The organism is Anabaena sphaerica FACHB-251, from assembly GCF_014696825.1.
Lineage (GTDB): Bacteria > Cyanobacteriota > Cyanobacteriia > Cyanobacteriales > Nostocaceae > RDYJ01.
On sequence record NZ_JACJQU010000002.1, the window covers coordinates 122,422 to 143,887 of the forward strand.

Annotated in this window: 20 protein-coding genes and 1 tRNA gene; 4 read left to right on the forward strand and 17 right to left on the reverse strand. The window is 38.2% G+C overall.

Annotation, left to right across the window (positions count from 1 at the left end; all coding sequences use genetic code 11):
* Positions 1-31 precede the first annotated feature (31 nt).
* Together ctaD and H6G06_RS04245 are read left to right on the forward strand one after the other, a co-directional pair.
* Positions 32-1,708 (forward strand): cytochrome c oxidase subunit I, encoded by a 1,677-nt coding sequence (gene ctaD, locus H6G06_RS04240; RefSeq protein ID WP_190557410.1) that lies wholly within the window; start codon positions 32-34, stop codon positions 1,706-1,708.
* Between the two features lie 74 nt (positions 1,709-1,782).
* Entirely contained in the window at positions 1,783-2,385 is a 603-nt protein-coding gene (locus tag H6G06_RS04245) for a cytochrome c oxidase subunit 3 (protein ID WP_190557411.1), read from the forward strand.
* Between the two features lie 320 nt (positions 2,386-2,705).
* Here the strand turns inward: H6G06_RS04245 and H6G06_RS04250 are convergent, their stop codons facing one another.
* The 9 genes from H6G06_RS04250 to H6G06_RS04290 form a co-directional block, all read right to left on the reverse strand.
* Positions 2,706-2,822: a type II toxin-antitoxin system HicA family toxin gene (locus tag H6G06_RS04250; RefSeq protein WP_242039594.1), complete on the reverse strand. Its 117-nt coding sequence runs from the start codon at positions 2,820-2,822 to the stop codon at positions 2,706-2,708.
* Positions 2,819-3,034, reverse strand: a complete 216-nt coding sequence (locus tag H6G06_RS04255; RefSeq protein ID WP_190557412.1) for a type II toxin-antitoxin system HicB family antitoxin — start codon at positions 3,032-3,034, stop codon at positions 2,819-2,821. Before H6G06_RS04255 ends, H6G06_RS04250 begins: the two co-directional genes overlap by 4 nt.
* 211 nt (positions 3,035-3,245) lie before the next feature.
* Positions 3,246-4,262, reverse strand: coding sequence for a DUF3800 domain-containing protein (locus H6G06_RS04260; protein WP_190557413.1), 1,017 nt, complete (start codon positions 4,260-4,262; stop codon positions 3,246-3,248).
* Between the two features lie 60 nt (positions 4,263-4,322).
* Positions 4,323-4,553 (reverse strand): hypothetical protein, encoded by a 231-nt coding sequence (locus H6G06_RS04265; RefSeq protein WP_190557414.1) that lies wholly within the window; start codon positions 4,551-4,553, stop codon positions 4,323-4,325.
* 156 nt (positions 4,554-4,709) lie between these two features.
* Positions 4,710-5,186, reverse strand: coding sequence for an ATPase (locus H6G06_RS04270; RefSeq protein WP_190557415.1), 477 nt, complete (start codon positions 5,184-5,186; stop codon positions 4,710-4,712).
* Between the two features lie 270 nt (positions 5,187-5,456).
* A complete protein-coding gene (gene psb34, locus H6G06_RS04275) occupies positions 5,457-5,627 on the reverse strand; it encodes a photosystem II assembly protein Psb34 (protein WP_190557416.1) in 171 nt (56 codons plus the stop codon).
* A gap of 62 nt (positions 5,628-5,689) precedes the next feature.
* A complete protein-coding gene (gene psb34, locus H6G06_RS04280) occupies positions 5,690-5,860 on the reverse strand; it encodes a photosystem II assembly protein Psb34 (RefSeq protein ID WP_190557418.1) in 171 nt (56 codons plus the stop codon).
* Between the two features lie 62 nt (positions 5,861-5,922).
* Positions 5,923-6,093, reverse strand: coding sequence for a photosystem II assembly protein Psb34 (gene psb34, locus H6G06_RS04285; protein ID WP_190557420.1), 171 nt, complete (start codon positions 6,091-6,093; stop codon positions 5,923-5,925).
* A gap of 346 nt (positions 6,094-6,439) precedes the next feature.
* Positions 6,440-6,512, reverse strand: a tRNA-Val gene (locus H6G06_RS04290).
* A gap of 143 nt (positions 6,513-6,655) precedes the next feature.
* Here H6G06_RS04290 and H6G06_RS04295 point away from each other — a divergent pair.
* Together H6G06_RS04295 and mazG are read left to right on the forward strand one after the other, a co-directional pair.
* Positions 6,656-7,255 (forward strand): metal-binding protein, encoded by a 600-nt coding sequence (locus H6G06_RS04295; RefSeq protein ID WP_190557422.1) that lies wholly within the window; start codon positions 6,656-6,658, stop codon positions 7,253-7,255.
* Positions 7,252-8,058 (forward strand): nucleoside triphosphate pyrophosphohydrolase, encoded by an 807-nt coding sequence (mazG, locus tag H6G06_RS04300; protein WP_190557424.1) that lies wholly within the window; start codon positions 7,252-7,254, stop codon positions 8,056-8,058. The genes H6G06_RS04295 and mazG overlap by 4 nt, the downstream gene beginning before the upstream one ends.
* A gap of 195 nt (positions 8,059-8,253) precedes the next feature.
* Here the strand turns inward: mazG and H6G06_RS04305 are convergent, their stop codons facing one another.
* The 8 genes from H6G06_RS04305 to H6G06_RS04340 form a co-directional block, all read right to left on the reverse strand.
* Positions 8,254-9,393 (reverse strand): transporter substrate-binding domain-containing protein, encoded by a 1,140-nt coding sequence (locus H6G06_RS04305; RefSeq protein ID WP_190558497.1) that lies wholly within the window; start codon positions 9,391-9,393, stop codon positions 8,254-8,256.
* A 409-nt stretch (positions 9,394-9,802) separates the two neighbouring features.
* Entirely contained in the window at positions 9,803-13,327 is a 3,525-nt protein-coding gene (locus tag H6G06_RS04310) for a DUF4347 domain-containing protein (protein ID WP_190557426.1), read from the reverse strand.
* A gap of 356 nt (positions 13,328-13,683) precedes the next feature.
* Entirely contained in the window at positions 13,684-13,818 is a 135-nt protein-coding gene (locus tag H6G06_RS04315) for an aldehyde dehydrogenase family protein (RefSeq protein ID WP_338422909.1), read from the reverse strand.
* Positions 13,819-14,029: 211 nt separating this feature from the next.
* Positions 14,030-16,660, reverse strand: a complete 2,631-nt coding sequence (locus H6G06_RS04320) for a DNA polymerase III subunit alpha (protein ID WP_190557428.1) — start codon at positions 16,658-16,660, stop codon at positions 14,030-14,032.
* Between the two features lie 550 nt (positions 16,661-17,210).
* Positions 17,211-17,390 (reverse strand): hypothetical protein, encoded by a 180-nt coding sequence (locus H6G06_RS04325; RefSeq protein ID WP_190557430.1) that lies wholly within the window; start codon positions 17,388-17,390, stop codon positions 17,211-17,213.
* A gap of 173 nt (positions 17,391-17,563) precedes the next feature.
* Positions 17,564-18,646, reverse strand: a complete 1,083-nt coding sequence (locus H6G06_RS04330) for an Hpt domain-containing protein (protein ID WP_190557432.1) — start codon at positions 18,644-18,646, stop codon at positions 17,564-17,566.
* A 361-nt stretch (positions 18,647-19,007) separates the two neighbouring features.
* Positions 19,008-20,471, reverse strand: a complete 1,464-nt coding sequence (gene dacB / locus H6G06_RS04335) for a D-alanyl-D-alanine carboxypeptidase/D-alanyl-D-alanine endopeptidase (protein ID WP_422387044.1) — start codon at positions 20,469-20,471, stop codon at positions 19,008-19,010.
* 433 nt (positions 20,472-20,904) lie between these two features.
* Entirely contained in the window at positions 20,905-21,372 is a 468-nt protein-coding gene (locus H6G06_RS04340; RefSeq protein WP_190557435.1) for a tellurite resistance TerB family protein, read from the reverse strand.
* Positions 21,373-21,466 lie beyond the last annotated feature (94 nt).

Here is a 21,466-nt window from a genome sequence, read left to right on the forward strand (position 1 = left end):
CCAAAATCTAAAATCTAAAATCCAAAATCGCATGACAAATATCTCCCTTGAAATTACTGGTGAATCACATCACCATGAACCGCCAACTCACTGGAAAACATATTTCACTTTCAGCACAGACCACAAGGTAATAGGTATTCAGTACCTCGTTACTTCCTTTATTTTCTTTCTCGTTGGTGGTATCTTCGCTATGATTTTGCGGGGCGAACTCATCACCCCCGAATCTGATTTAATCGACCGTACCGTTTATAACGGAATGTTCACTATGCACGGTACAGTTATGCTGTTCCTGTGGACATTTCCCTCCCTTGTTGGTTTAGCTAACTACCTCGTACCCATCATGATAGGGGCGCGAGATATGGCATTTCCTCGCCTCAACGCCGTCGCTTTTTGGATGGTTCCTGTGGTGGGAATTCTCCTCATGTCCAGCTTTTTTGTACCTGGTGGACCAGCCCAAGCCGGTTGGTGGGCTTATCCTCCTGTCAGTTTACAAAACCCCACAGGTCACTTAATTAATGGACAAGTTCTCTGGTTATTAGCAGTAGCTATTTCTGGCGTTTCTTCCATCATGGGCGCGGTGAATTTTGTAACCACCATTGTGAAAATGCGTGCGCCAGGAATGGGATTTTTTAGAATGCCCTTGTTTGTATGGGCAGTATTTAGCGCCCAAATCATTCAATTATTTGGACTTCCTGCTTTAACTGCTGGTGCGGTGATGTTGCTGTTTGACTTAACAGTTGGAACTGCATTTTTTGACCCCAGCAAAGGCGGAAACCCTGTCATGTTCCAGCATTATTTCTGGTTTTATTCCCACCCTGCGGTTTATGTAATTATTCTGCCTATCTTCGGGATTTTCTCAGAAATATTCCCTGTTTATTCCCGCAAACCTTTATTTGGTTATAAGGTAGTTGCAATTTCTTCCATATTAATCGCCGCAGTTAGCGCCATTGTTTGGGTACACCATATGTATGTTAGTGGTACTCCTGGCTGGATGCGGTTACTTTTCATGGTAACAACCATGTTTGTGTCTGTACCAACTGGAATTAAAGTATTCGCTTGGGTGGCAACAATTTGGGGTGGAAAAATCAAATTAACTACACCAATGATGTTTGCTTTGGGTGGTTTAATTATGTTTGTTTTTGCTGGTATTACAGGCATTATGCTTTCTTCTGTACCAGTAGACGTTCACGTTAACAACACCTATTTTGTAGTAGGTCATTTCCATTATGTTCTTTACGGAACTGTGACGATGGGAATGTATGCAGCCATCTATCATTGGTTCCCCAAAATGACAGGGCGGATGTTTAATGAAGGTTGGGGACAAATTCATTTTTGGTTAGCATTCATCGGTACTAACCTCAACTTTTTACCCATGCACCCATTAGGTTTGCAAGGGATGTTACGCCGAGTTGCTTCCTATGCACCAGAATATACTTTCTGGAATGTTCTCGCTAGTCTTGGTGCATTCTTATTAGGAATGTCTACCTTACCTTTTATTTTCAACATCTTAATTTCTTGGCTGCAAGGAGAAAAAGCACCTGATAATCCTTGGAGGGCAATTGGTTTAGAATGGCTGATTTCTTCACCTCCTCCTGTTGAGAATTTTGAAGAAATTCCCATTGTCATTAGCGCACCTTACGGCTATGGGAAGTCAGAACCATTAACAGCTAATTTGGAAAATCACGCAACATTAATAGAAGCAGAATAATGCAGAAAAAAAGAAGGACGCAGAAAATTTCTGCGTACCCTCTGCATTGATAAACTAAAAGGAGTATTTCGCCAATGGATAGTTCGATTCAACCTGAAGAATTACATCATGTTGCCCATGAACATGAACACGACGAAGAAGGCAATAAAATGTTTGGTTTTATTGTCTTTCTCTTATCTGAAAGTGTCATCTTTTTAAGTTTCTTCGCTGGCTATATTATCTACAAAACCACAAACGCTAACTGGCTTCCTGCTGGTGTTTCAGGACTGGAAATTACAGCACCTACAATTAACACAATTATTCTGGTTTCCAGTAGCTTTGTAATTTACTTTGCTGAAAGATGCTTACAACGTGACAATTTACAGGGATTTCGCCTGTTTTTGTTGGCAACAATGGTCATGGGTAGCTACTTTTTATATGGTCAAGCTGTGGAATGGAGTGAATTAGAATTTGGCTTCACTTCCGGTACTTTTGGCGGGATGTTTTACCTGTTAACCGGTTTTCACGGTTTGCACGTTTTCACCGGGATTTTGTTGCAGTGTATTATTTTGATTCGTTCTTTTATTCCCGGTAATTACGATACTGGTCACTTTGGTGTTAATTCAACTTCGTTGTTTTGGCACTTTGTTGATGTTATCTGGATTATTTTGTTTCTGCTTATCTACGTTTGGCAGTAGGGAAAGAAAAAGAATAGGTCTGTTAGCTTCCACACCCGCCCGGAAATCAATTTCCGGGCTAATAGCGAAAGTGCATTTTAACGCACTCTAATTAACAAATAATTACAATTTATTTTTGGTAATCAAATAGTCGGTTTTAACCGACTTTAGCTTTTAGACAGGGAATTTATTCCCTGGATTATTATATATAGATTTAGTTTCACGCAAAGACGCAAAGGAGCAAAGATACAAAAGAAGAAAAAGATGAATATTCAAAGCCAAAATTCCTTGATTAGCTGTTCTAAAGTAAGTTTATAAATTCTGCTCTATCTAATTGACAATCACGGAGTATTTGGTACAAGAATATGATGACTTCCTCTCACTCTGATTACTTCAAAACCTGCTTTACCAAGTGCTGCTATGACTTCCCTTCCCCTTAAACTTGGTAATTTGCTCATACTTCAATTGCAATTCTTTGAACACCTACAAATTCCATAGGTTCTGTGTGATTTTCATCTATTTCTAAACAAAGTTCTATTGCTTCTCTCACCCGTTCCATCAGTTCATCTAAAGATTTTGCTTGGGTGTGACATCCACGGAGGCTGGGTACAGATGCGACGAAGCAACCATCAGCATCTCGTTCAATAATTACATTAAATTCTCTACTCATTTGGATATGGGGATTTTGTTGATATAGTTTATTTTAGAGCATCATACTATTTCAGGAAAATTATGATATATATAAATTTTTCGTAGGGGTTTAGCATTGCTAAACCCTTACAATTCTAGGAAAGAAAATTTTTACTTCTAATAAAACTGCTTATTTATTATCTTGGCTTTCCATCAGAATTTGGGCAAAGTGGTCAATAGGAGATGCAGCATTATCTCCTATCGTACCTAGTTCTTGTGGTATGAACTTCTGTTCTGGCCATATTTAGAGAGATACCAGAGATATCAAATAGCTGAGTTTCTGCCAACTTTTTACAAAATTCGTTTTCTGGGTCTTGCCCTTCACTAAGCCATTTTACATATTGAGTTACTCCACCTGCAAGTAAATCTGTAAGCTGTAATCCAGACAAGTCCTTTGAGTTCTTTTGACAAGTTTCTTTAACTCCAATAGGTAAAGAGAATTTGCGGCGATCATAACCAAGTTCGATTGGTGAAAGATTGGGGTTAACTAGCGCATCCCAAATATCACGGTTTTTAGCCATTTCAGAAGAAGCATCATGGATAAGTGTTATTTCCTCTGAAATCTTTTTTCGCCAGTCTGACATAAGAGAAAATGTACAAGATAGTGCAATATTTAAGTTTTCATTTGTATCTAAAATATCATATCCAATAACAATATGAATCCCCCTAAAAATATCAAGTAATCCATTAATTGAATCAGGATATGTTTTTTCAAAAACTAATTCAAAAAAATAATTATAAGACTCTAATGTTCTTAAATTTATCATTTTCTGAAATCTCATAAGTAAATCTTCAAAAAAATCTCTTCCTCCAATAACTGGTAAGGTATAATAGAGTAAATTGGAAAATCCAATATTTTCACCTTTATCGTATATATCAATGCCATCCTCATCAGCCGCTGGCTCAACTATTATTTCCACCATTTTAGTAACTAGCACATATTTTTTATGGGCAACGAAAAATTTAACCAATTCTGGATTTTTAGCAAGTTCATGGAAAAAGTTCAGCAACATATTCTGCTGGTATGGTCGCTTTGATAACTGTGTATATTTCAGTTCTTGTGCTTGAACTTTACCAAAGAAATTTTGTTTGATCTCTTGACAGGTTTCTTCAGGACAGTTTAATGATGCTAAAGAAAAAATCGGCTGTTCTAAATCAAGCAAATTTCGACCTGTATATCCACATTCGTCTAAGAAGATAGTAGGCATTAGTTTTATTGTTAAGGTAAATTTATAAAATGCTGTAAATTATAATTTTTCTCATCTTTATTAAAGACTATTTCTTAATTTATCAACATCCCGCGCTGGTATTTCATTCGCTGTCAAATTCACCACTTTACCATCTCGCAAAATACTAATAGACTCTCCTAACCTGCGATGTCTTTCTATCGCGTTCGCAATAGCAAACTTCACCCCAGCATCTATTTTTCGATGTAACTCTGTGACAGGAACAGGAGATTTATTATCTTGCTGTAATTTGATTCCAGCTTCCGTATTCATAAATTATCACTTCCTTATCAATACCTGATTCAGCAACTAATTGAGGTTCATCCCCAGAATTATTATATAGCAATTACCATTCAAGTCAGGTACAAGCAGTAATAATTAAACACAGATGGACGCAGATAGACGCAGATGATTTTGTACTTCACCAGACTAGGAAACGCTATATACTATCCAAGTATCACACAAAGGCAAATAAAGGTCAGTTAGATTTTTCCGTCCCCGTTCATAGCGTCTATAAATCACATCTTCAGGAATATTATGACCTCCACTTGCTACCCGTCTGCTTACCCTAGCGATTGCTAATTCTGGAGTTTCTAGCCAAAAGTATATTAAGTTGATTATATAACCCTGTTCTTTACATTTTCTAATAAAACGCGCAAAATTACGAGCAGCTAAAGTTGTTTCAAAAGCAAAATCAGCTTTGTCATTAACAAGAGTTTCTAATCTTTGCAACATTAACCTTCCTGCTTCAATAGCTACAGCTTCAGAATTTAAAGGAGAAATACCTTCTGCGATTTTATCAGCATTAACATATTCAAACACATCTAGAAAATACGGGAGAATTTGCAAAGCTACGGTAGTTTTTCCCGAACCATTTGCACCGCCGATAATGTATAGTTTGGGCATGGTTATGATAATCTATCTTCATTAGTTATGGATGGATATTTTACCATTGATTAAATCATTGTTCGCCTTAATATTTAAATTAGGTGTGTTTTAGCTTATTCAGCTAAATCTTTGTTAAAGACTTTTTTTAAGTTTTCAATATCATGGGGTGGTATTTCATATACTGTAATTAAACAATAAAAAACCCCGGTGAAACTGGCCGAGGTTGATTAGGAGAAATTAGAATGACGATTAGATTCCAATACCGACGCTGAGAAAACTTAAAAAATATTAACTAACTCCCAACGCAATTAAAAATATAGAAGCTACAAATAAAATTGCTACTGCACCTTGGAAAAGGTAGCGGTTTTGTTGCTCTTGTGTAGGATATTGAGCGTAATAAAGTTGTGGTTCAGTGGCGTAGTTATTGAGGATGCCTTTTTCGTCAGTGGTGGTATACATAATGTTTTTCCTTTGTTTGTTTGTGTAAATTAATTGAACAATTCTTCTGAAAATATTAGCTATTAGCTAACACCCAAAGCAATCAAAAATATAGAAGTTACAAATAAGGTTGCTACTGCACCTTGGAAAAGATAGCGGTTTTGTTGCTCTTGTGTAGGATATTGAGCGTAATAAAGTTGTGGTTCAGTGGCGTAGTTATTGAGGATGCCTTTTTCGTCAGTGGTGGTATACATAATGTTTTTCCTTTGTTTGTTTGTGTAAATTAATTGAACAATTCTTCTGAAAATATTAGCTATTAGCTAACACCCAAAGCAATCAAAAATATAGAAGTTACAAATAAGATTGCTACTGCACCTTGGAAAAGATAGCGGTTTTGTTGCTCTTGTGTAGGATATTGAGCGTAGTAAAGTTGTGGTTCAGTGGCGTAGTTATTGAGGATACCTTCTTCGTTGGTGGTGGTGTACATAATGTTTTTCCTTTGTTTGTTATTTGTTTGTTGCCTTATGTAAACTAATATAACAAGATTATTACAAAATGTCAATAAGACTTGACAGAGAATAGTAAATATTATAAATAAGGGCTGCTTATTGGGAATGAACAACAAGACCCCCGATTTCTTAGAGAAGTCGGAGATATGAGCCGAGAAAATGTAGAAATTAAATTTCTCAGGCTTTATCGCAAATTAATGTAGTGACGATTTGTCAAATCTAAAAGCTTTGTTTAAAAAAAAGTAGTTGATAATTCATTGCCAAAAAGCTTTTAGCAGTTTACAAATTAATTGTAAACTGCTATATGAGGAAGCTTATTTTAAATGGGCAGTACCAGACTCGAACTGATGACATCCTGCTTGTAAGGCAGGCGCTCTACCAACTGAGCTAACCGCCCGTTTTTCATCACTTAATTAATATAGCATAGGCTTTTAAAATTGTGCAAGGGGTTTGGGAAAATTCTTTTTTAGGGCTGGAGGGAGGTTGTTAGCTATACTTACTCAGTATTCAATTTTGACTTTTGACTTTTGACTTGTAAATATGCCCTCTGGTCAAACGCACGATCGCATTACTATCTGGTCTTTGCCATTGGTGGCAGGTGTTACCTTAGCTTCAACTCGCAGCAGTAATGTGACGTTGTTGGTGGCGGGTGGGTTTATGTTTGGGGGGCTGATGTTTGGTCCCGACTTAGATATTTATTCCCGTCAGTTTCAGCGTTGGGGCTTTTTGCGTTGGATTTGGCTACCTTATCAAAAAAGTCTGCGTCATCGGTCTTTTTTATCTCACGGTCCAATTATTGGTACAACTTTGCGGGTGGTGTATCTGACGACTTTTGTAGCGGTGGTGGCGATTTTGCTGTTGGTGATTTTCGCTAAATTGGGTAATGTGGCTTTGAACTGGGGAGAAGTTTGGAAAAGTGTGGGGCGGACTATATCTATATATTATGGGGAATTTTTGGCTTTGTTTTTGGGGTTTGAACTCGGTGCTATGAGTCATTCTCTCAGCGACTGGACTGGTTCAGCTTATAAACGTTTCCAAAAGCAGGGGATTCAAGGTTTACTGCCTCATGGCAAAATTAAGAAGCGTAAACCGACGCGGAGTGTAAAGCCGGTGAGAAAACGCAGAGGTAAGGCAGAATGATAGAAAATCAGACATTAGCAGCGTTACAAAAATTAATTGATGTGGTGGCAAAATTGCGATCGCCCGATGGTGGTTGTCCTTGGGATTTGGCACAAACGCCCGAAAGCCTTACCCCTTATGTGATTGAAGAAGCTTATGAGGTGGTTGACGCGATTCAATCTGGAGATAAAAGAGCGATCGCTGAAGAATTAGGTGATTTATTATTACAGGTAGTTTTACAAGCGCAAATAGCTAGTGAAAGCGGTGATTTTTCTTTGCAAGAAATCGCAGAAGGTATTTCTCAAAAATTAATTCGTCGTCATCCTCATGTTTTTGGTGATGTGACGGTGGAAAATGTGGACGAGGTGCGCCAAAATTGGGAAACTATCAAAGCCGCTGAAAAGGGAGAAACTCCAGAGGCGCAAAAGCTTAGTGATAAACTTAGTCGTTATCGGCGTAGTCTTCCGCCTTTAAATGCAGCGATGAAGATTTCTCAAAAGGCTGCTGGTGTTGGGTTTGAGTGGAACAATGTTGATGAAGTTTGGGGCAAATTTCACGAGGAGTTAGGGGAATTTCAACAGGCTTTAGCTGAGGAAACACCCCAAAGACAAGAATCAGAATTAGGTGATTTACTATTTGCAATTATTCAAGTTGCTAGATGGCATAATCTTGATCCCAGTGCAGGTTTGCAAGGTACAAGTCAGCGATTTATTCAACGGTTGCAAAAAATGGAAGATGTAATTGATCGTCCTCTAACTGATTATAGTTTGGAAGAATTAGATGCACTTTGGCAACAGGCTAAGGCTAAACTTGCAAAAGATTAGGGTCTGGGTAATTGGTAATTGGTGATGTCTCAATTTTTCCTATTCCCTATTTCCCAACTACGAATTATTTTAAAGTTTGGCGTTGGTGAATGAAAGTATGAATTATTCTCACGCAGAGGCGCAGAGGCGCGGAGAGTAAGAGTTTAAGAAAGGGAATTTTTGATTTTCATACCTCAATATGGCTATCAGCAACGCCTAAAGTTTTTTCGCCTCAAACCACTTATCATAAAGGGCTTGATAAGTGCCGTTTTCTCGCAAACTGAGTAAGGCGCTGTTGATTTTTTTTCTATAGGGGCTTTCGTTAGGTAGAACTATACCGTAGTTTTCTTCACGGAAGATACTACCAACAACTTCTACCTTTCCTTTGCCTTCATTGGCAGCATAAAATAAAAGTACGGGAGCATCAAAAACAATAGCGTCTGCTTTTTTGGTCAGCAGTGCATTGTAAGCTTGTTCAATTTTAGGAAATTCGGAAACGGTAATTTTGTTTTCTCGCAGGTATGCTGCTGCTGTACTACCAGAAGTGGTTGCTACTATCTTACCTGGAAGATCGTCTATACTTTTGATATCGCCTTGAAGTTGCTGTACTGTTAGTTCGGTGGTAGCACTGGCTGTAAAGTAAGCAACGAAAATAATAGCGATAAACATCCAGATAATTGCTAAAATTCGTCCAATCGCACCTTTGGGCATTTCGTCAACTTGCGCCCCTAGTGTAGCAGCAGCCCACCAACAAGCTTTGAAAATACCAGGGAAATATGATTTGGGAATTATCCCTTCTGGGTGACGGCGTTCTGTTAACCAAATTATATGGGCTGCAACTATAACCAGTACCAAGGCTACACCAAGAATTTGCAACAAGCCTGCTGAGAAAAATACTTGCCAAATATTGGGTAAGGAACTACCGCTGGTTGCTTGTTTGCGTACTAAAATCTGAAGTCCGGCCGCAAGCATGGGTAAGGAAAAATCAAAACTCTCCTGGCGTTGGGCTGTAATGGAAATTGCGGAAATACCTAAGTTGGCTTTACCATCTTTAACAGCAGTGAGTAAATCTGCGACGGTTGAATATTCGACAAATTTAGATTCTATATTCATCTGGTTGGCGATGCTGCGCCAAAGGTCAATACTAAATCCTGATAGCTCACCTTGATGGGAAAATACAAAGGGTGGTATTTCTCTGGTTGCTACTAATAAAGGTAGTTGGGATGCTGGTTTTTGGGCAAGTCCGGGAATAGCGAATAGTAATAATACTAATATTGCGCCTATTAATCCTATCCAGATATTTCTGTTCAAATAGGCAATAATTTGGCTAAATTTAATAGAGATGGCTTTTACCATAGAAATTTGCTTTGGGTTAAACATAGTTTAATTATCATGTTTAACTAAGCGCAAATATTACTTTCTTAGTACAGAAAATCTCAACTCCAGCCATCTTTTTTTTCACGCAGAGACTCGGAGAGAAATTATACTAAACACGGTTGGGACATGGACTTTTGCACAATGAGGAAAAACCTAGATTTGTAGGGGTTTAGCAGTGCTGAACCCCTACCGATAGCATCAAATGATTCAGCCGTTTTGAGTATAACTGTTTTTTTAGTTTCTAGTTTTTATACGATAGTTCTTCCTTATCAAAATCATAATAGCACATCTAAAACTCGATGTCAATCCTACTCCTCCTCTCTTTGCGTCAGGTAAATCGTAGGGTGGGTTAACGACAGCGCCACCCACCAACATCATCAACCACTAATTAACTAAACAAGAAATTAGTACCTAATAGGTTGACATTCACATCAGCACTAACAAAGCCAGTTGTACCCGATAAAGTAGCTAATAACTGACCAGTTCCAAAACCAGAATTACCAATTGTTCCATCACTCAAACGCAGTAAAGTGTTATTACCTGATGTCACCACATCAATATTAGCAATGCCTGTAAACTGGATTTTATCACCACCAACACCACGGACAAACTGAGTAATGGTATCCGCACCATCTCCAGAGGCATAATGAACGATATCTACAGCACCATCATTTAAACCTAGATTGAGTCTATCGTTACCTAGTCCACCAATCAAAGTATCAGCACCAGCTTTACCATCAAGGGTATCATTACCAGCAAAACCTGTCAGAATATTAGCTGCGGCGTTACCTATGATCTTATTAATCAGGTCGTTACCTGTACCATTAATGGGAGAAGTACCTTGTAAAGTCAGGTTTTCTAGGTTATTACCTAATGTATAACTAAGAGTGCTGAAAACAGTATCATTTCCTTCACCAAAAGCTTCAGTGATTGTATCTCCTGCATTATCCACATAGTAGGAATCATTACCAGCACCACCAATCATGGTATCCGCACCAGCTTTACCATTGAGGACATTATTACCACTATTACCAGTGAGGGTATTATTTAAGGTATTACCTGTACCGTTAATGGCTGCTGTGCCTGTTAAGGTCAGGTTTTCTAAGTTGGCTTTTAATGTCCAAGTGATGGAAGATTCAACGGTATCAGTGCCTTGATTCCAACTTTCAGCAATGACATCACCAACATTATCTACCACATAAGTGTCATTGCCACCACCACCAATTAATAAATCTGCACCTGCACCACCATTGAGATAATCATTACCACTACCGCCGGTTAAATCATCTTCTTCATTTCCTGATTTAATCCAATTATTACCAGATGTGGCGTAAAAACTGACAGTACCATTAAATCCACTTAAATCAAACTGTTCAAAGCCAGTGATTTGTGTTACAGGAATGTTATTTAATTGACTGAGTGTAGGATCGAGTATGATTGGAGTAATGACAACACTATCATCAACTGTCCCACCATTGACAATGAGTTTGTCAATTCCTGTACCACCGTTGAGGTTGTCGTTTTGCTTGAGGTTGTCAAAGGTGCTGGTGATGGTGTCATCTCCACCTTGAGCGTCTATGATGTCTGTTTGGGCTGTGGTGGTGAAGTTTTCGTTAGCTGCTGTACCTGTGATGGTGTTGTTAGCAGTAAACTCACTCACATCAATAATTTTTAAGCCACCGTTACCATCAGCAACATAAGCGTAGTTGCCTACTATTTCCACACCATAAGCATTGCCAGAAGTATCATAATTGGCGATGAGGGTGGGTGCGGCTGGGTTGCTGATATTGATGATAGAGATTCCTGAACCCGCATCAGCCACATAAGCGTAGTTGCCTACTATTTGTACATCATAAGCCAAGCTAGAAGTATCATAATTACCAACAAAGGTGGGTGCGGCTGGGTTGCTGATATTGATGATAGAAAGTCCTGAAAAACTATCAGCCACATAAGCGTAGTTGCCTACTATTTGTACATCCAGAGCATAGTCTGAAGTATGATAATTGCCGACGAGGGTGGGAGCGGCTGGGTTGCTGATATTGATGATAGAAAGTCCTGAACCCCCATCAGCTACATAAGCGTAGTTGCCTACTATTTCCACATCCCTAGCAGCGCCAGGAGTATGATAATTGCCGACGAGTGTGGGAGCGGCTGGGTTGCTGATATTGATGATAGAGAGTCCTGAATTCCAATCAACCACATAGGCGTAGTTGCCTATTATTTCCACATCCCAAGCCATGCCAGGAGTATGATAATTGCCGACGAGTGTGGGTGCGGCTGGGTTGCTGATATTGATGATAGAGAGTCCTGAATCCCCATCAACCACATAGGCGTAGTTGCCTACTATTTCCACATCTATAGCATATGAAGTATCATAATTGCTGACGAGTGTGGGTGCGGCTGGGTTGCTGATATTGATGATAGAAAGTCCTGAACCCCCATCAGCTACATAAGCGTAGTTGCCTACTATTTCCACATCCCTAACATAGTGTGAAGTATTATAATTAGCCACGAGGGTGGGAGCGGCTGGGTTGCTGATATTGATGATAGATAGTCGTGAATACTCTTGAACCACATAAGCGTAGTTGCCTACTATTTCCACATCCCTAGCATCGTATGAAGTATGATAATTACCAACAAAGGTGGGAGCGGCTGGGTTGCTGATGTTGATGATAGAAAGTCCTGAATACTCATCAACCACATAAGCGTAGTTGCCTACTATTTCCACATCCCTAGCATCGTATGAAGTATGATAATTACCAACAAAGGTGGGAGCGGCTGGGTTGCTGATGTTGATGATAGAAAGTCCTGAAAAACTATCAGCTACATAAGCGTAGTTGCCTACTATTTCCACATCCTGAGCAAAGCCAGAAGTATCATAATTACCAACAAAGGTGGGTGCGGCTGGGTTGCTGATGTTGATGATAGAAAGTCCTGAACCAAAATCAGCCACATAAGCGTAGTTGCCTACTATTTGTACATCTATAGCAAGGCCAGGAGTATCATAATTGCCGACGAGTGTGGGTGCGGCTGGGTTGCTGATGTTGATAATTTGCATTCCGTCAAAGCCATCAGCCACATAAGCGTAGTTGCCGACTATTTCCACATCCAAAACAGAGCCAGAAGTATTATAATTGCCGACGAGGGTGAGTGCGGCTGGGTTGCTGATGTTGATGATAGAAAGTCCTGAACCAAAATCAGCCACATAAGCGTAGTTGCCTACTATTTCCACATCTATAGCATCATAAATATCATCATTCCCTATAAAAACAGGGTTGTGGGGGTCACTAATATCAATAATCTCTAGTGTATCCCCCACTACGTAGGCGTAGTTACCCACGATTGTCACATCCCTGGCATAGCTTAAACGATCCCACACACCGACTAATGTAGGTGCAAATACTCCCTGATAGGTGTTGAGGGTGTCCGCACGAAAAACAAGAGAAGTCCCATGATTTTCAGGAATATTAACCTCTAACTGCCAATTTCCTCCTAAAGCTGCATTTCCCGTTTTTGTTGCGGTTGCGCTAATGGTTGCGTTGGTAATCTCATGTAACTTGTGAATGAATTCTTCCCCAGCATCTCCCGCAGCGACATTACAACCATAGAGTAAGATACTTTTGCTTTGCCAACGCTGCAACGAATCAGCATATTTACTGATATTATCTAAATTCAGTTGCGTATTTCCTAAATACAAATATCCTGGAGAACCGTGAGAAACGATATGAATGGTGGTAATCTGGGGATGTTTTTGTAAAAATTCGGTTATTTCCCCAATTCCGTCTCGATGTGGTGAAATAATAACTGATTCTACTCCTTCAATAACTCCTGTCTGTAGGGTTTGGTAGTCGGAAACCGAGGAGTCAATAAAAACAACGGTGGTGGTTTGATGGAGTAAAGAATTGTTTAACATATTTTTGGTTTTTGCACCTGGTAACGAAGTGTAATTTCCTGTTGCATGGAACCTAGTAGGGTTTTAGCAATGCTAAAGCCTATCTTTTCTAATAAAGACACATTTTAATGGAGATATAATGGTGATGGATTAGACTAATAGAGAAAACCGTAATTTTACGTAAATAAACTTATTAAGGCAGAGTTGTGAAATTTTAGCTGCTTTTGCAAGAAGCCTAATGATGATACAAATACATAGCTAGAGGTAAAGCGCAATGTTAATGAGTGTCAATTTAAGCTAGAAAATCTTATTTGTTGGCTTCCACACCCGCCAGGGAATGAATTCCCAGGCTAATAGCCAAAGTCTACTAAAGTAGACTAAAGAGAGTTTATCCACACCGTACCTGCACGGATATTGTTAGCGATCGCATGAGCCTTTGTGATATCCTGAGTCCACACCGCAGCTGCAAGACCATACATGGTGTTATTTGCCCGTTGAATCACTTCTTCCACATCGTAGCAAATCTGCGTCTACTAATAGTTTTACAATACTTTCTACTCATTCATTATTAACAGTTGAGTAGGTCTAACCTTAACTTGTTGTTGTGGTCTGGTTGTTGTAACCATTGGTACTTCCTAAAGCTTTCAAGGGTAATGTAATGTTTTTTTCTTTAAACTTCATCAGCCTAAAGATAGAAATTAGGTATAGGAGTATAGGGAATATTTACTCTGGTAAACCCGTTACTTTTAACAAATCTAAACCTTGCTCAAAAATCTCATCAATGGGTAACATTTTTCCTTGAATCGTCATAAATTTATGGTCTTTTGTTGCGCGAATGGTTGAACCATCATCTAAACAATATTCATACAATTCTTGTACTCCCCGATGATGCCATTGGGCAATGGGTTGAGTATAAACATTCCCATTTTTATCAACACTAAACACACTACACTCAATTTTTTTCTCGACAATTTCACCAATTGGTAAAAAGCCATATTCCACAGTTAAAACTTCAGTTTCATAACTTAAACAATATTCGGCAAATTTCAACATATCCCCAAATAGTTGTTCAGCAACTTGCTTTTTCACCCCGTTTTTTGTTGCGCCATCAATAAATTTTTCTTGCTGTTTCTGCATTTCAGAAACTTTCTTTTTACCCATAGCGCGACGCAGTAAGTCAGCTTGTCCTAAAGAATAACCAGCCATATCTTGAGCAATTTTCATAATTTGCTCTTGATAGACCATAATTCCATAGGTTTCATTTAATATTGGTTGTAAAATTTGCGATTCATAATCAATTGCTTCTCTGCCATGTTTGCGGTTAATAAACTTAGGAATCAATCCCGCATCTAATGGTCCGGGTCGATAAAGTGCTAAAATAGAAGAAATATCTTCAATATTAGAAGGTTTCAAATCTCTAACTATTTGCTTCATTCCTGAAGATTCTAGTTGAAATATACCTTCTAAATCACCTGATTCTAATAATGTATAAGCTTTGGATACATCTTTAGGTAAAGTGCTATGTTCACCTTTAGCTAATATCTTTTGGGCTTTTCTTTCCTGATTTGTAATTTCATCAGGGTCAACACGATAACCTTTACTTTGTTCAATTAAATCCAAAGTTCTTTGAATTAAGGTCAGGTTCCGTAAACCTAAAAAGTCCATTTTTAACAAACCCAGTGATTCCAAATCTTCCATGAAATACTGGGTAATTACAGAACCATCATTATTACGCTGTAATGGCACAATTTCATCTAAAGGTTCTGCGGAAATTACCACACCCGCAGCATGAACACCAAAGGTTTTGTTAGTTCCTTCAATTCGCATGGCCATATCAAGCCAACGACGAACATTAGGATCATGATCATATTTTTCTTTAAACTCTGGTGCTGGGGTTTCATCAGAAACCATGACTTTGAGTTTAGTAGGTTTCCCCCGGACTACGGGAATCATTTTCGCCATTTTATCAGATTCTCCATAGGGAATATCTAACACTCTAGCCACATCTTTTAATACTGCTTTCGATGTTAAACGGTTAAAGGTGATAATTTGGGCAACTCTATCAGCACCATATTTATTAGTGACATATTCAATTACTTCATCCCGTTTTTCAATACAGAAATCTGTATCAATATCAGGCATGGATTTCCGTTCTGGGTTCAAAAATCGCTCGAATAGTAAGCCATGATGCACGGGATCAATATTAGTAATTCGCATGGCGTAAGCAACCAAAGAACCAGCAGCAGAACCCCGACCTGGACCGACAGGAATATTATGATCTCGTGCAAATTTGATGTAGTCCCACACTACTAAAAAGTAGGTAGAAAAACCCATCTGCTGAATCATTTTTAATTCATATTCTAATCTTTCTTTATAAATAGAATCTACTTCGCTGCGGGATTTGCGATTTAATCTTTCTAAAAGTCCTTGCCAAGCTACTTCTTCTGCATAGGTGTCAGGAGTGTGACCAGAAGGAATATCAGGAGTAGGAATTTTCGGCTCATCCATGATATGGTAAGGCTCGACTTTATCCGCTACTTCTACCGTTGTGGCTATGGCTTCGGCAATGACATCATCGGGTAAATGATCACGAAATAGCATCTGCATTTCTTGGGCAGATTTGAGATATTCTGTGCCGCTATATCGCATCCGATTGTCTTCACTAATTAGCTTGCCAGTTTGAATACAAAGCAAAGCGTCATGTGCTTCTACATCAAAGCAAGAAATGTAATGAGAATCATTGGTAGCAATAAATTTAATGCCTAATTCACGGGCAATTTTTACAATTTCGACATTAACTATTCTGTCTTCTTGTGAACCGTGATCTTGAATTTCTAAATAAAAATCTTCACCAAATACCTCTTTATACCACTTAGCAACTTTTCGGGCTGCATCTGGTCTATTACTCAGAATTGCTTGGGGAATTTCTCCACCTAAACAAGCACTGGTGACAATTAAACCTTCTTTATATTCTTTGAGTAAATCTTTATTGATGCAAGGACGGGAAAAAATACCTTTACCTTGCACACCTTGAAGGTGAGAAATTGTGGTTAATTTAACTAAGTTTTTATAACCTTTGGTATTTTTAGCTAATACGACTTGATGATATTTGGGACGGCGTTCTTGTTTATCAATTTCGCCGTTAATGATATACATTTCATTGCCAATAATGGGCTTTATGGTTTTACTGCGGCAGATTTTAATTAGTTCAACTGCCCCATACATAACACCATGATCTGTGAGAGCGATCGCTTTCATTCCTAGTGCGATCGCTTGATCTACTAACTCTGGTAGTTGACTAGCACCATCCAGCAAACTGTAGTCACTATGAATATGCAACGGTACAAAAGACATAAGCCATTAAAAAATTAATAATTAATAATTAAAAATTCACGATGCAGTAACAGCTTAACAGTTTTTGCCTTAAATTACCGCTTTCCTATTCCTGTAGTTTTGAGCATCGTAGGTGGTACTTTAAGAGTTACAAGGTATTTCATAGCATCTGAGATGATGGTAACAGACAATAGGTTGTCAGATCCCCGTTACAGCAGGAAGCTAATATCTAAGAGGATATTTTAAAAGTCTTTGGTGATGTATCAAACATCTTTAGATCCCCCCTCCCCCCTTACTCACATCTTGCACCAGGCGACTGGAAGTCACGCCTATACATACAAAACCCACCTGCGTGGGTTTCAAACCCTTGATTTTCCGTGAGTCCGTGCAGACGGACTTAGTTTGTCTAGCAGTATCTTTCTAATCACCTGGGCTTGGTGCAATATGTGAGCTTAAAAAGGGGGGAACTGGAATCAAAGTCCTCCTTAAGAAGGAAAAAGGGGGGATCTGCGGGTGTCAGATACCACACGAAAAAGTTTATGGCTACGCCACGCAAGCTATCAAACAGCCTCTAAGACTGTTGATGTCCTTTAGCGTCGGAATGTTTAACCCAGCACCGTTCTAAAAGTTGAATCCGCCAGAGTACCGCAAACTGACGAGGATTCAAAATCAATTTAGTATCACGACTAAATAAGGGCTGGTTCAAATAATGCCAAAGAGGAAATTGAATTTTTGTGTTTTTGGGAGCCATGGGAGGAACAAAATATTATAAAATTGCTTCAGGAGTAGTTGGCATTTTATTTATAAAATAATTTTATAAATAGTTTTCCACTACCAATACCTTTATTATTCAAGAATAAACCAGTATTTTCCAATTGTCTTGGTGGCAATTGCGGAATTTAAGAAAACTTTATTTTTGCGCTTTTAAAATACTGTCAGTAAATCCTGACTTTGTTGCTGATAAGAATTTTGGAAGGGGCAAAGACTGAAAAGAAAATTTTGATATGCCATAGACATTTGTCTAGCAACTTCATCAATTGGAACGCTACCAAGACTCGTCCCTAAACCGGGAACAGCAACTATGTTAATTTGCTTTTGTATGCAATTGCAGTAAACTCTATTATGTTGACGGATGGCTAACAAAGTTGACCACAAACCTTGATATACATGATCCTTACCAGCCATAGATATCTGCATTCTCAGCGCCGGAGCATGAGCAATAAACGGATGTAAAGGATGATTTGTTTCCACAATTAAAGATGTACCGATAGGTTGATCTCCTAAATACTCTTCTTGAATGCGTTTTTGCAAAAGTTTCTCTACATCTTCACCAAAAAATCTCAGAATTGCTGCATCAATATTATTTTGAGCAGAATTTAAAGAACTAGCCGCAGTAACTACACAATCAAAAAAAGGTAAGTCTTCAAACGAGCCATTTACTATTTGTACATGAGGTAAGCCTTCAAAATAATCTGCAAAAGTTCTACACAGAAAAGTTTTAGTATCTAGCAGAATTAATTTTAATGGGATGTCATAACCCCAAGTTTGACAGGCATCTATGTTGGTTATTTTGGCTCTATAGTTTGACTTATCAATCAGAAACAGTAAATGAGAATTGATCAGTGTAAAAATAGTATCTATATTTAATGTAATCTCATTGACTTTAGCTTCTGTTAAACCATCAGGAGTTTTAATTTCCCGAACTAACCTATGGATGGCATTATAGATATCTAAGAATAATAATTGTAGAGGTTTATCAGCAATAATCGGATAACGAAGTAATTTTAAACAATCCTCTAAACGATAGACAAGTTTCTGCATACTAGTAAATCCTAGCATTGCAGCGCCACCTTTGATACTAAAAGTAGCCCGAAAGATTTCATTTAATTCATCTCTATCATCAATTGTGTTTTGTAAATTTAAGAAAGCTCTATAGATTGTGTTTAGGTATTCTTGTGATTCTTCGACAAAGTAGCCTATAATTTTTTGAAATTGTTCTGGTTTCATAGCTCAAACAATTATGAGTTAAGGGATAGTATCAAATTAGACTTGTTAGACATCAAATTACAAGCATTCTGAATAGCTGTTACGTCCCTTGAGGAGCCTCAGCTTGGTTTTGTAGACAACTGCTACTACATGAATACAAGAGAGAATGCCATTTTTCCGCGAAAGGATACCTAAAAGTTTAATTGTGGAAAACCTCATGTATTCAAAAGTTTTTCTTATTAATCAAGGTATGGCTTGATCTGTGCTGTATTGAGACTACCCACTTTTGACTTGATTCATATCTTGAGCAAACACCAAAAAAAGCCACCTTCGGTCATGCTGACATCGCAAATATCCAAACGCTATCAGACAACTTTATATATTAACATCGTTTTAACTGCGTTAATAAAACCACAATTTCATCCATTGCTTTTCTAACAACACTTGGAGGTTGTTCAGATTGATTTACCATAATACTAAAAGCAACAGGTTCATAATGAGGAATATTTACATATCCTGATAGAGAAACTACACCCATCATTGTACCTGTTTTCGCTTGCACAATTCCCTGAGCAGATGTGTTAAGAAAGCGATTTTTTAAAGTACCGCTAATACCAGCAACAGGCAAAGAAGCACGAAACACTTCGGCTTGAGAAGATTTAGCCATAATCTGCAAAAGTTGTACTAAAGCTTCTGGACTAATTAAATTTTTACGAGATAAACCAGAACCATCTACTAAAATGTAGCTATTGGGTTCAATCCCTAATTGATTTAAAATAGTATTTATAGCTTGCAATCCTGCATCAGCAGTAGGTTGATTTTTTGTTAATGTTTGTTTATCAGCTAAATTTCTAAGTAAAGCTTCAGCATACAAGTTATTACTATTGACATTGGTTTCTACCAATAATTCAGATAAGGGTGGAGATTCAATTGCTGCTATTTCTTTTTCATTTTTCCCACCATTGAGGTTAGATGTCTGTTTAACATTAATTCCCTCAGTTGCTAGAGTCAGTCGGAAATTTCTTAAAAAATTATCAATGGGATCAAAAACCGCTAAAGCTGTAATTTCTGGTTGAGAATTTACAGCTAACTGCCCTTTGATTCGCAATATCTGTCCTTTTAAATCACGGTTGACTTCAACAAAACCAGGTTCATTCTCTTGAGTAGTGACAGAATTATTTTCAATTTTCCATCTATATGCTTCTGTAGGTTCAGCCCACTGAAGTTGTAATGGTTGACCAATATTCTGGGGTAAAAATTTTAATATAGACGCATTTTCATTGACAATTAAACTATTGATAGGTGCGCCATAATAAGCCTGTACGTCTTCCCATTGCCAACTAGAATGAACAACTTCACCTTGAAAATAACTATCATCAGCAATTAATTGATTAACTTGCCGAATACCCTGTTGATATAACTGTTTTGCTAATATTGTTAATTGAGCATTTTTTAAGCTCGGATCTCCCCTACCAACAACACGCAAAATACCTTCACTGTCTTGATAAATAGAGGTACGAATGCGGAAATTTGCACCTAGTTTTTGCAATGCGGCTGCTGTTGTGAATAACTTAGTATTAGAAGCAGGAATAAAGTATTTTTCTGCATCTCGACTGTAAAGAGTTTGTGGAGATGATAGGGGTTTTACCAAAATTCCCCAACGCATTCTCTTAAATAAAGGACGATTAATTACAGCATCTATGGATGATTCTAGTTGAGCAGGACAAGTATATTTTGTGGTAGTTGCTGGTGTTACTGGGGTTTGTGCTTGAGCTATTTGCTGGTTAAGATTAAGTTGAACACCGATAAATAGCAGCATCAAGCTAATAGAAATTCTTTTGTAAATCATTTTATTTCTACTAAATCTAATCATAATTTCGTGACTTTGCGTAAGTAGCTCGGCACAATTAAATATAAAACCTCTCTCCAAACCTCTCCCCTACAAGGAGAGAGGCTTTGACTCCCCCTTCCCTGGTAGGGAAGGGGGTTGGGGGGTTAGGTTTATCTTATATTTTTAACGCCCACCTACTTAGCTGTTGGTAACTAAACATCAAGGCTAAATGTTGGGTTTCCTAATGTCAAGTCAACCTACATTGAGTTTTTATTACACCTTATTACTACGTAAAAAGCCCATGATAGCCTAAAATATGCCACTCATGAGCTAAATAAACTTATTTATCGGGAGATAGGTCCCCGGCTTCTCAAAGAAGTCGGGGATCTGGGTATGAGATTTATTAAGTGGAAGCTCCTGATCAGAAATTTAGATAAACAAAGAATTATTATTCTTCCTCCTCTTCCTCTTCGTCTTCATATTCCTCGAAAACTTCGTCTATCAGTTCTTCTGCTCGCTCATCGGAAATCTTTAATGCTTCCTGAAGCTCAAAGAGATAATCTTCTTCTGATTCGGGTATCTCTTCTTCCATCCCCACTATCAAGATAGCTGTGATGTAAGCAGCTTCACGATAGCTCTTTTTTGTTAAGGATGCGATCGCACCAGGAATTAAATTCTCTAATTTTTGTTCCCCTATCAAGGCGTTGACTTTCGCTGTTAACTGCTCAAAGTCTTCCTCAGAGTAATTTTCAAACAGTTCAATACCTTCCAGCATTTCCGGTAAGGGGTATTCTTCGGTGGAAATAATACCTTCCTCTTCAGTAGAGGCTGAAAAAAGTCCGATGATGGCGATCGCTACTTCTGGTTCTAGCTTCACTTTACTGCTGCTGCTTTTGAGCAACTCACATTTAGACATAAATATCCTTAGGATTTAGCTAACTTCTAAGATTCCCAAATGATTGCATAAAATCACAGAGACTGTTACTTTTTTTCATACATTAGCCCCACAG

What these genes read in the sequence shown, in the direction of transcription:
- ctaD (WP_190557410.1), top strand. Translation starts at nt 32, where the DNA reads ATGACAAATATCTCCCTTGAAATTACTGGTGAATCACATCACCATGAA.
- H6G06_RS04245 (WP_190557411.1), top strand. Translation starts at nt 1,783, where the DNA reads ATGGATAGTTCGATTCAACCTGAAGAATTACATCATGTTGCCCATGAA.
- H6G06_RS04250 (WP_242039594.1), bottom strand. Translation starts at nt 2,822, where the DNA reads ATGAGCAAATTACCAAGTTTAAGGGGAAGGGAAGTCATAGCAGCACTT.
- H6G06_RS04255 (WP_190557412.1), bottom strand. Translation starts at nt 3,034, where the DNA reads ATGAGTAGAGAATTTAATGTAATTATTGAACGAGATGCTGATGGTTGC.
- H6G06_RS04260 (WP_190557413.1), bottom strand. Translation starts at nt 4,262, where the DNA reads ATGCCTACTATCTTCTTAGACGAATGTGGATATACAGGTCGAAATTTG.
- H6G06_RS04265 (WP_190557414.1), bottom strand. Translation starts at nt 4,553, where the DNA reads ATGAATACGGAAGCTGGAATCAAATTACAGCAAGATAATAAATCTCCT.
- H6G06_RS04270 (WP_190557415.1), bottom strand. Translation starts at nt 5,186, where the DNA reads ATGCCCAAACTATACATTATCGGCGGTGCAAATGGTTCGGGAAAAACT.
- psb34 (WP_190557416.1), bottom strand. Translation starts at nt 5,627, where the DNA reads ATGTATACCACCACTGACGAAAAAGGCATCCTCAATAACTACGCCACT.
- psb34 (WP_190557418.1), bottom strand. Translation starts at nt 5,860, where the DNA reads ATGTATACCACCACTGACGAAAAAGGCATCCTCAATAACTACGCCACT.
- psb34 (WP_190557420.1), bottom strand. Translation starts at nt 6,093, where the DNA reads ATGTACACCACCACCAACGAAGAAGGTATCCTCAATAACTACGCCACT.
- H6G06_RS04295 (WP_190557422.1), top strand. Translation starts at nt 6,656, where the DNA reads ATGCCCTCTGGTCAAACGCACGATCGCATTACTATCTGGTCTTTGCCA.
- mazG (WP_190557424.1), top strand. Translation starts at nt 7,252, where the DNA reads ATGATAGAAAATCAGACATTAGCAGCGTTACAAAAATTAATTGATGTG.
- H6G06_RS04305 (WP_190558497.1), bottom strand. Translation starts at nt 9,393, where the DNA reads ATGGTAAAAGCCATCTCTATTAAATTTAGCCAAATTATTGCCTATTTG.
- H6G06_RS04310 (WP_190557426.1), bottom strand. Translation starts at nt 13,327, where the DNA reads ATGTTAAACAATTCTTTACTCCATCAAACCACCACCGTTGTTTTTATT.
- H6G06_RS04320 (WP_190557428.1), bottom strand. Translation starts at nt 16,660, where the DNA reads ATGTCTTTTGTACCGTTGCATATTCATAGTGACTACAGTTTGCTGGAT.
- H6G06_RS04325 (WP_190557430.1), bottom strand. Translation starts at nt 17,390, where the DNA reads ATGGCTCCCAAAAACACAAAAATTCAATTTCCTCTTTGGCATTATTTG.
- H6G06_RS04330 (WP_190557432.1), bottom strand. Translation starts at nt 18,646, where the DNA reads ATGAAACCAGAACAATTTCAAAAAATTATAGGCTACTTTGTCGAAGAA.
- H6G06_RS04340 (WP_190557435.1), bottom strand. Translation starts at nt 21,372, where the DNA reads ATGTCTAAATGTGAGTTGCTCAAAAGCAGCAGCAGTAAAGTGAAGCTA.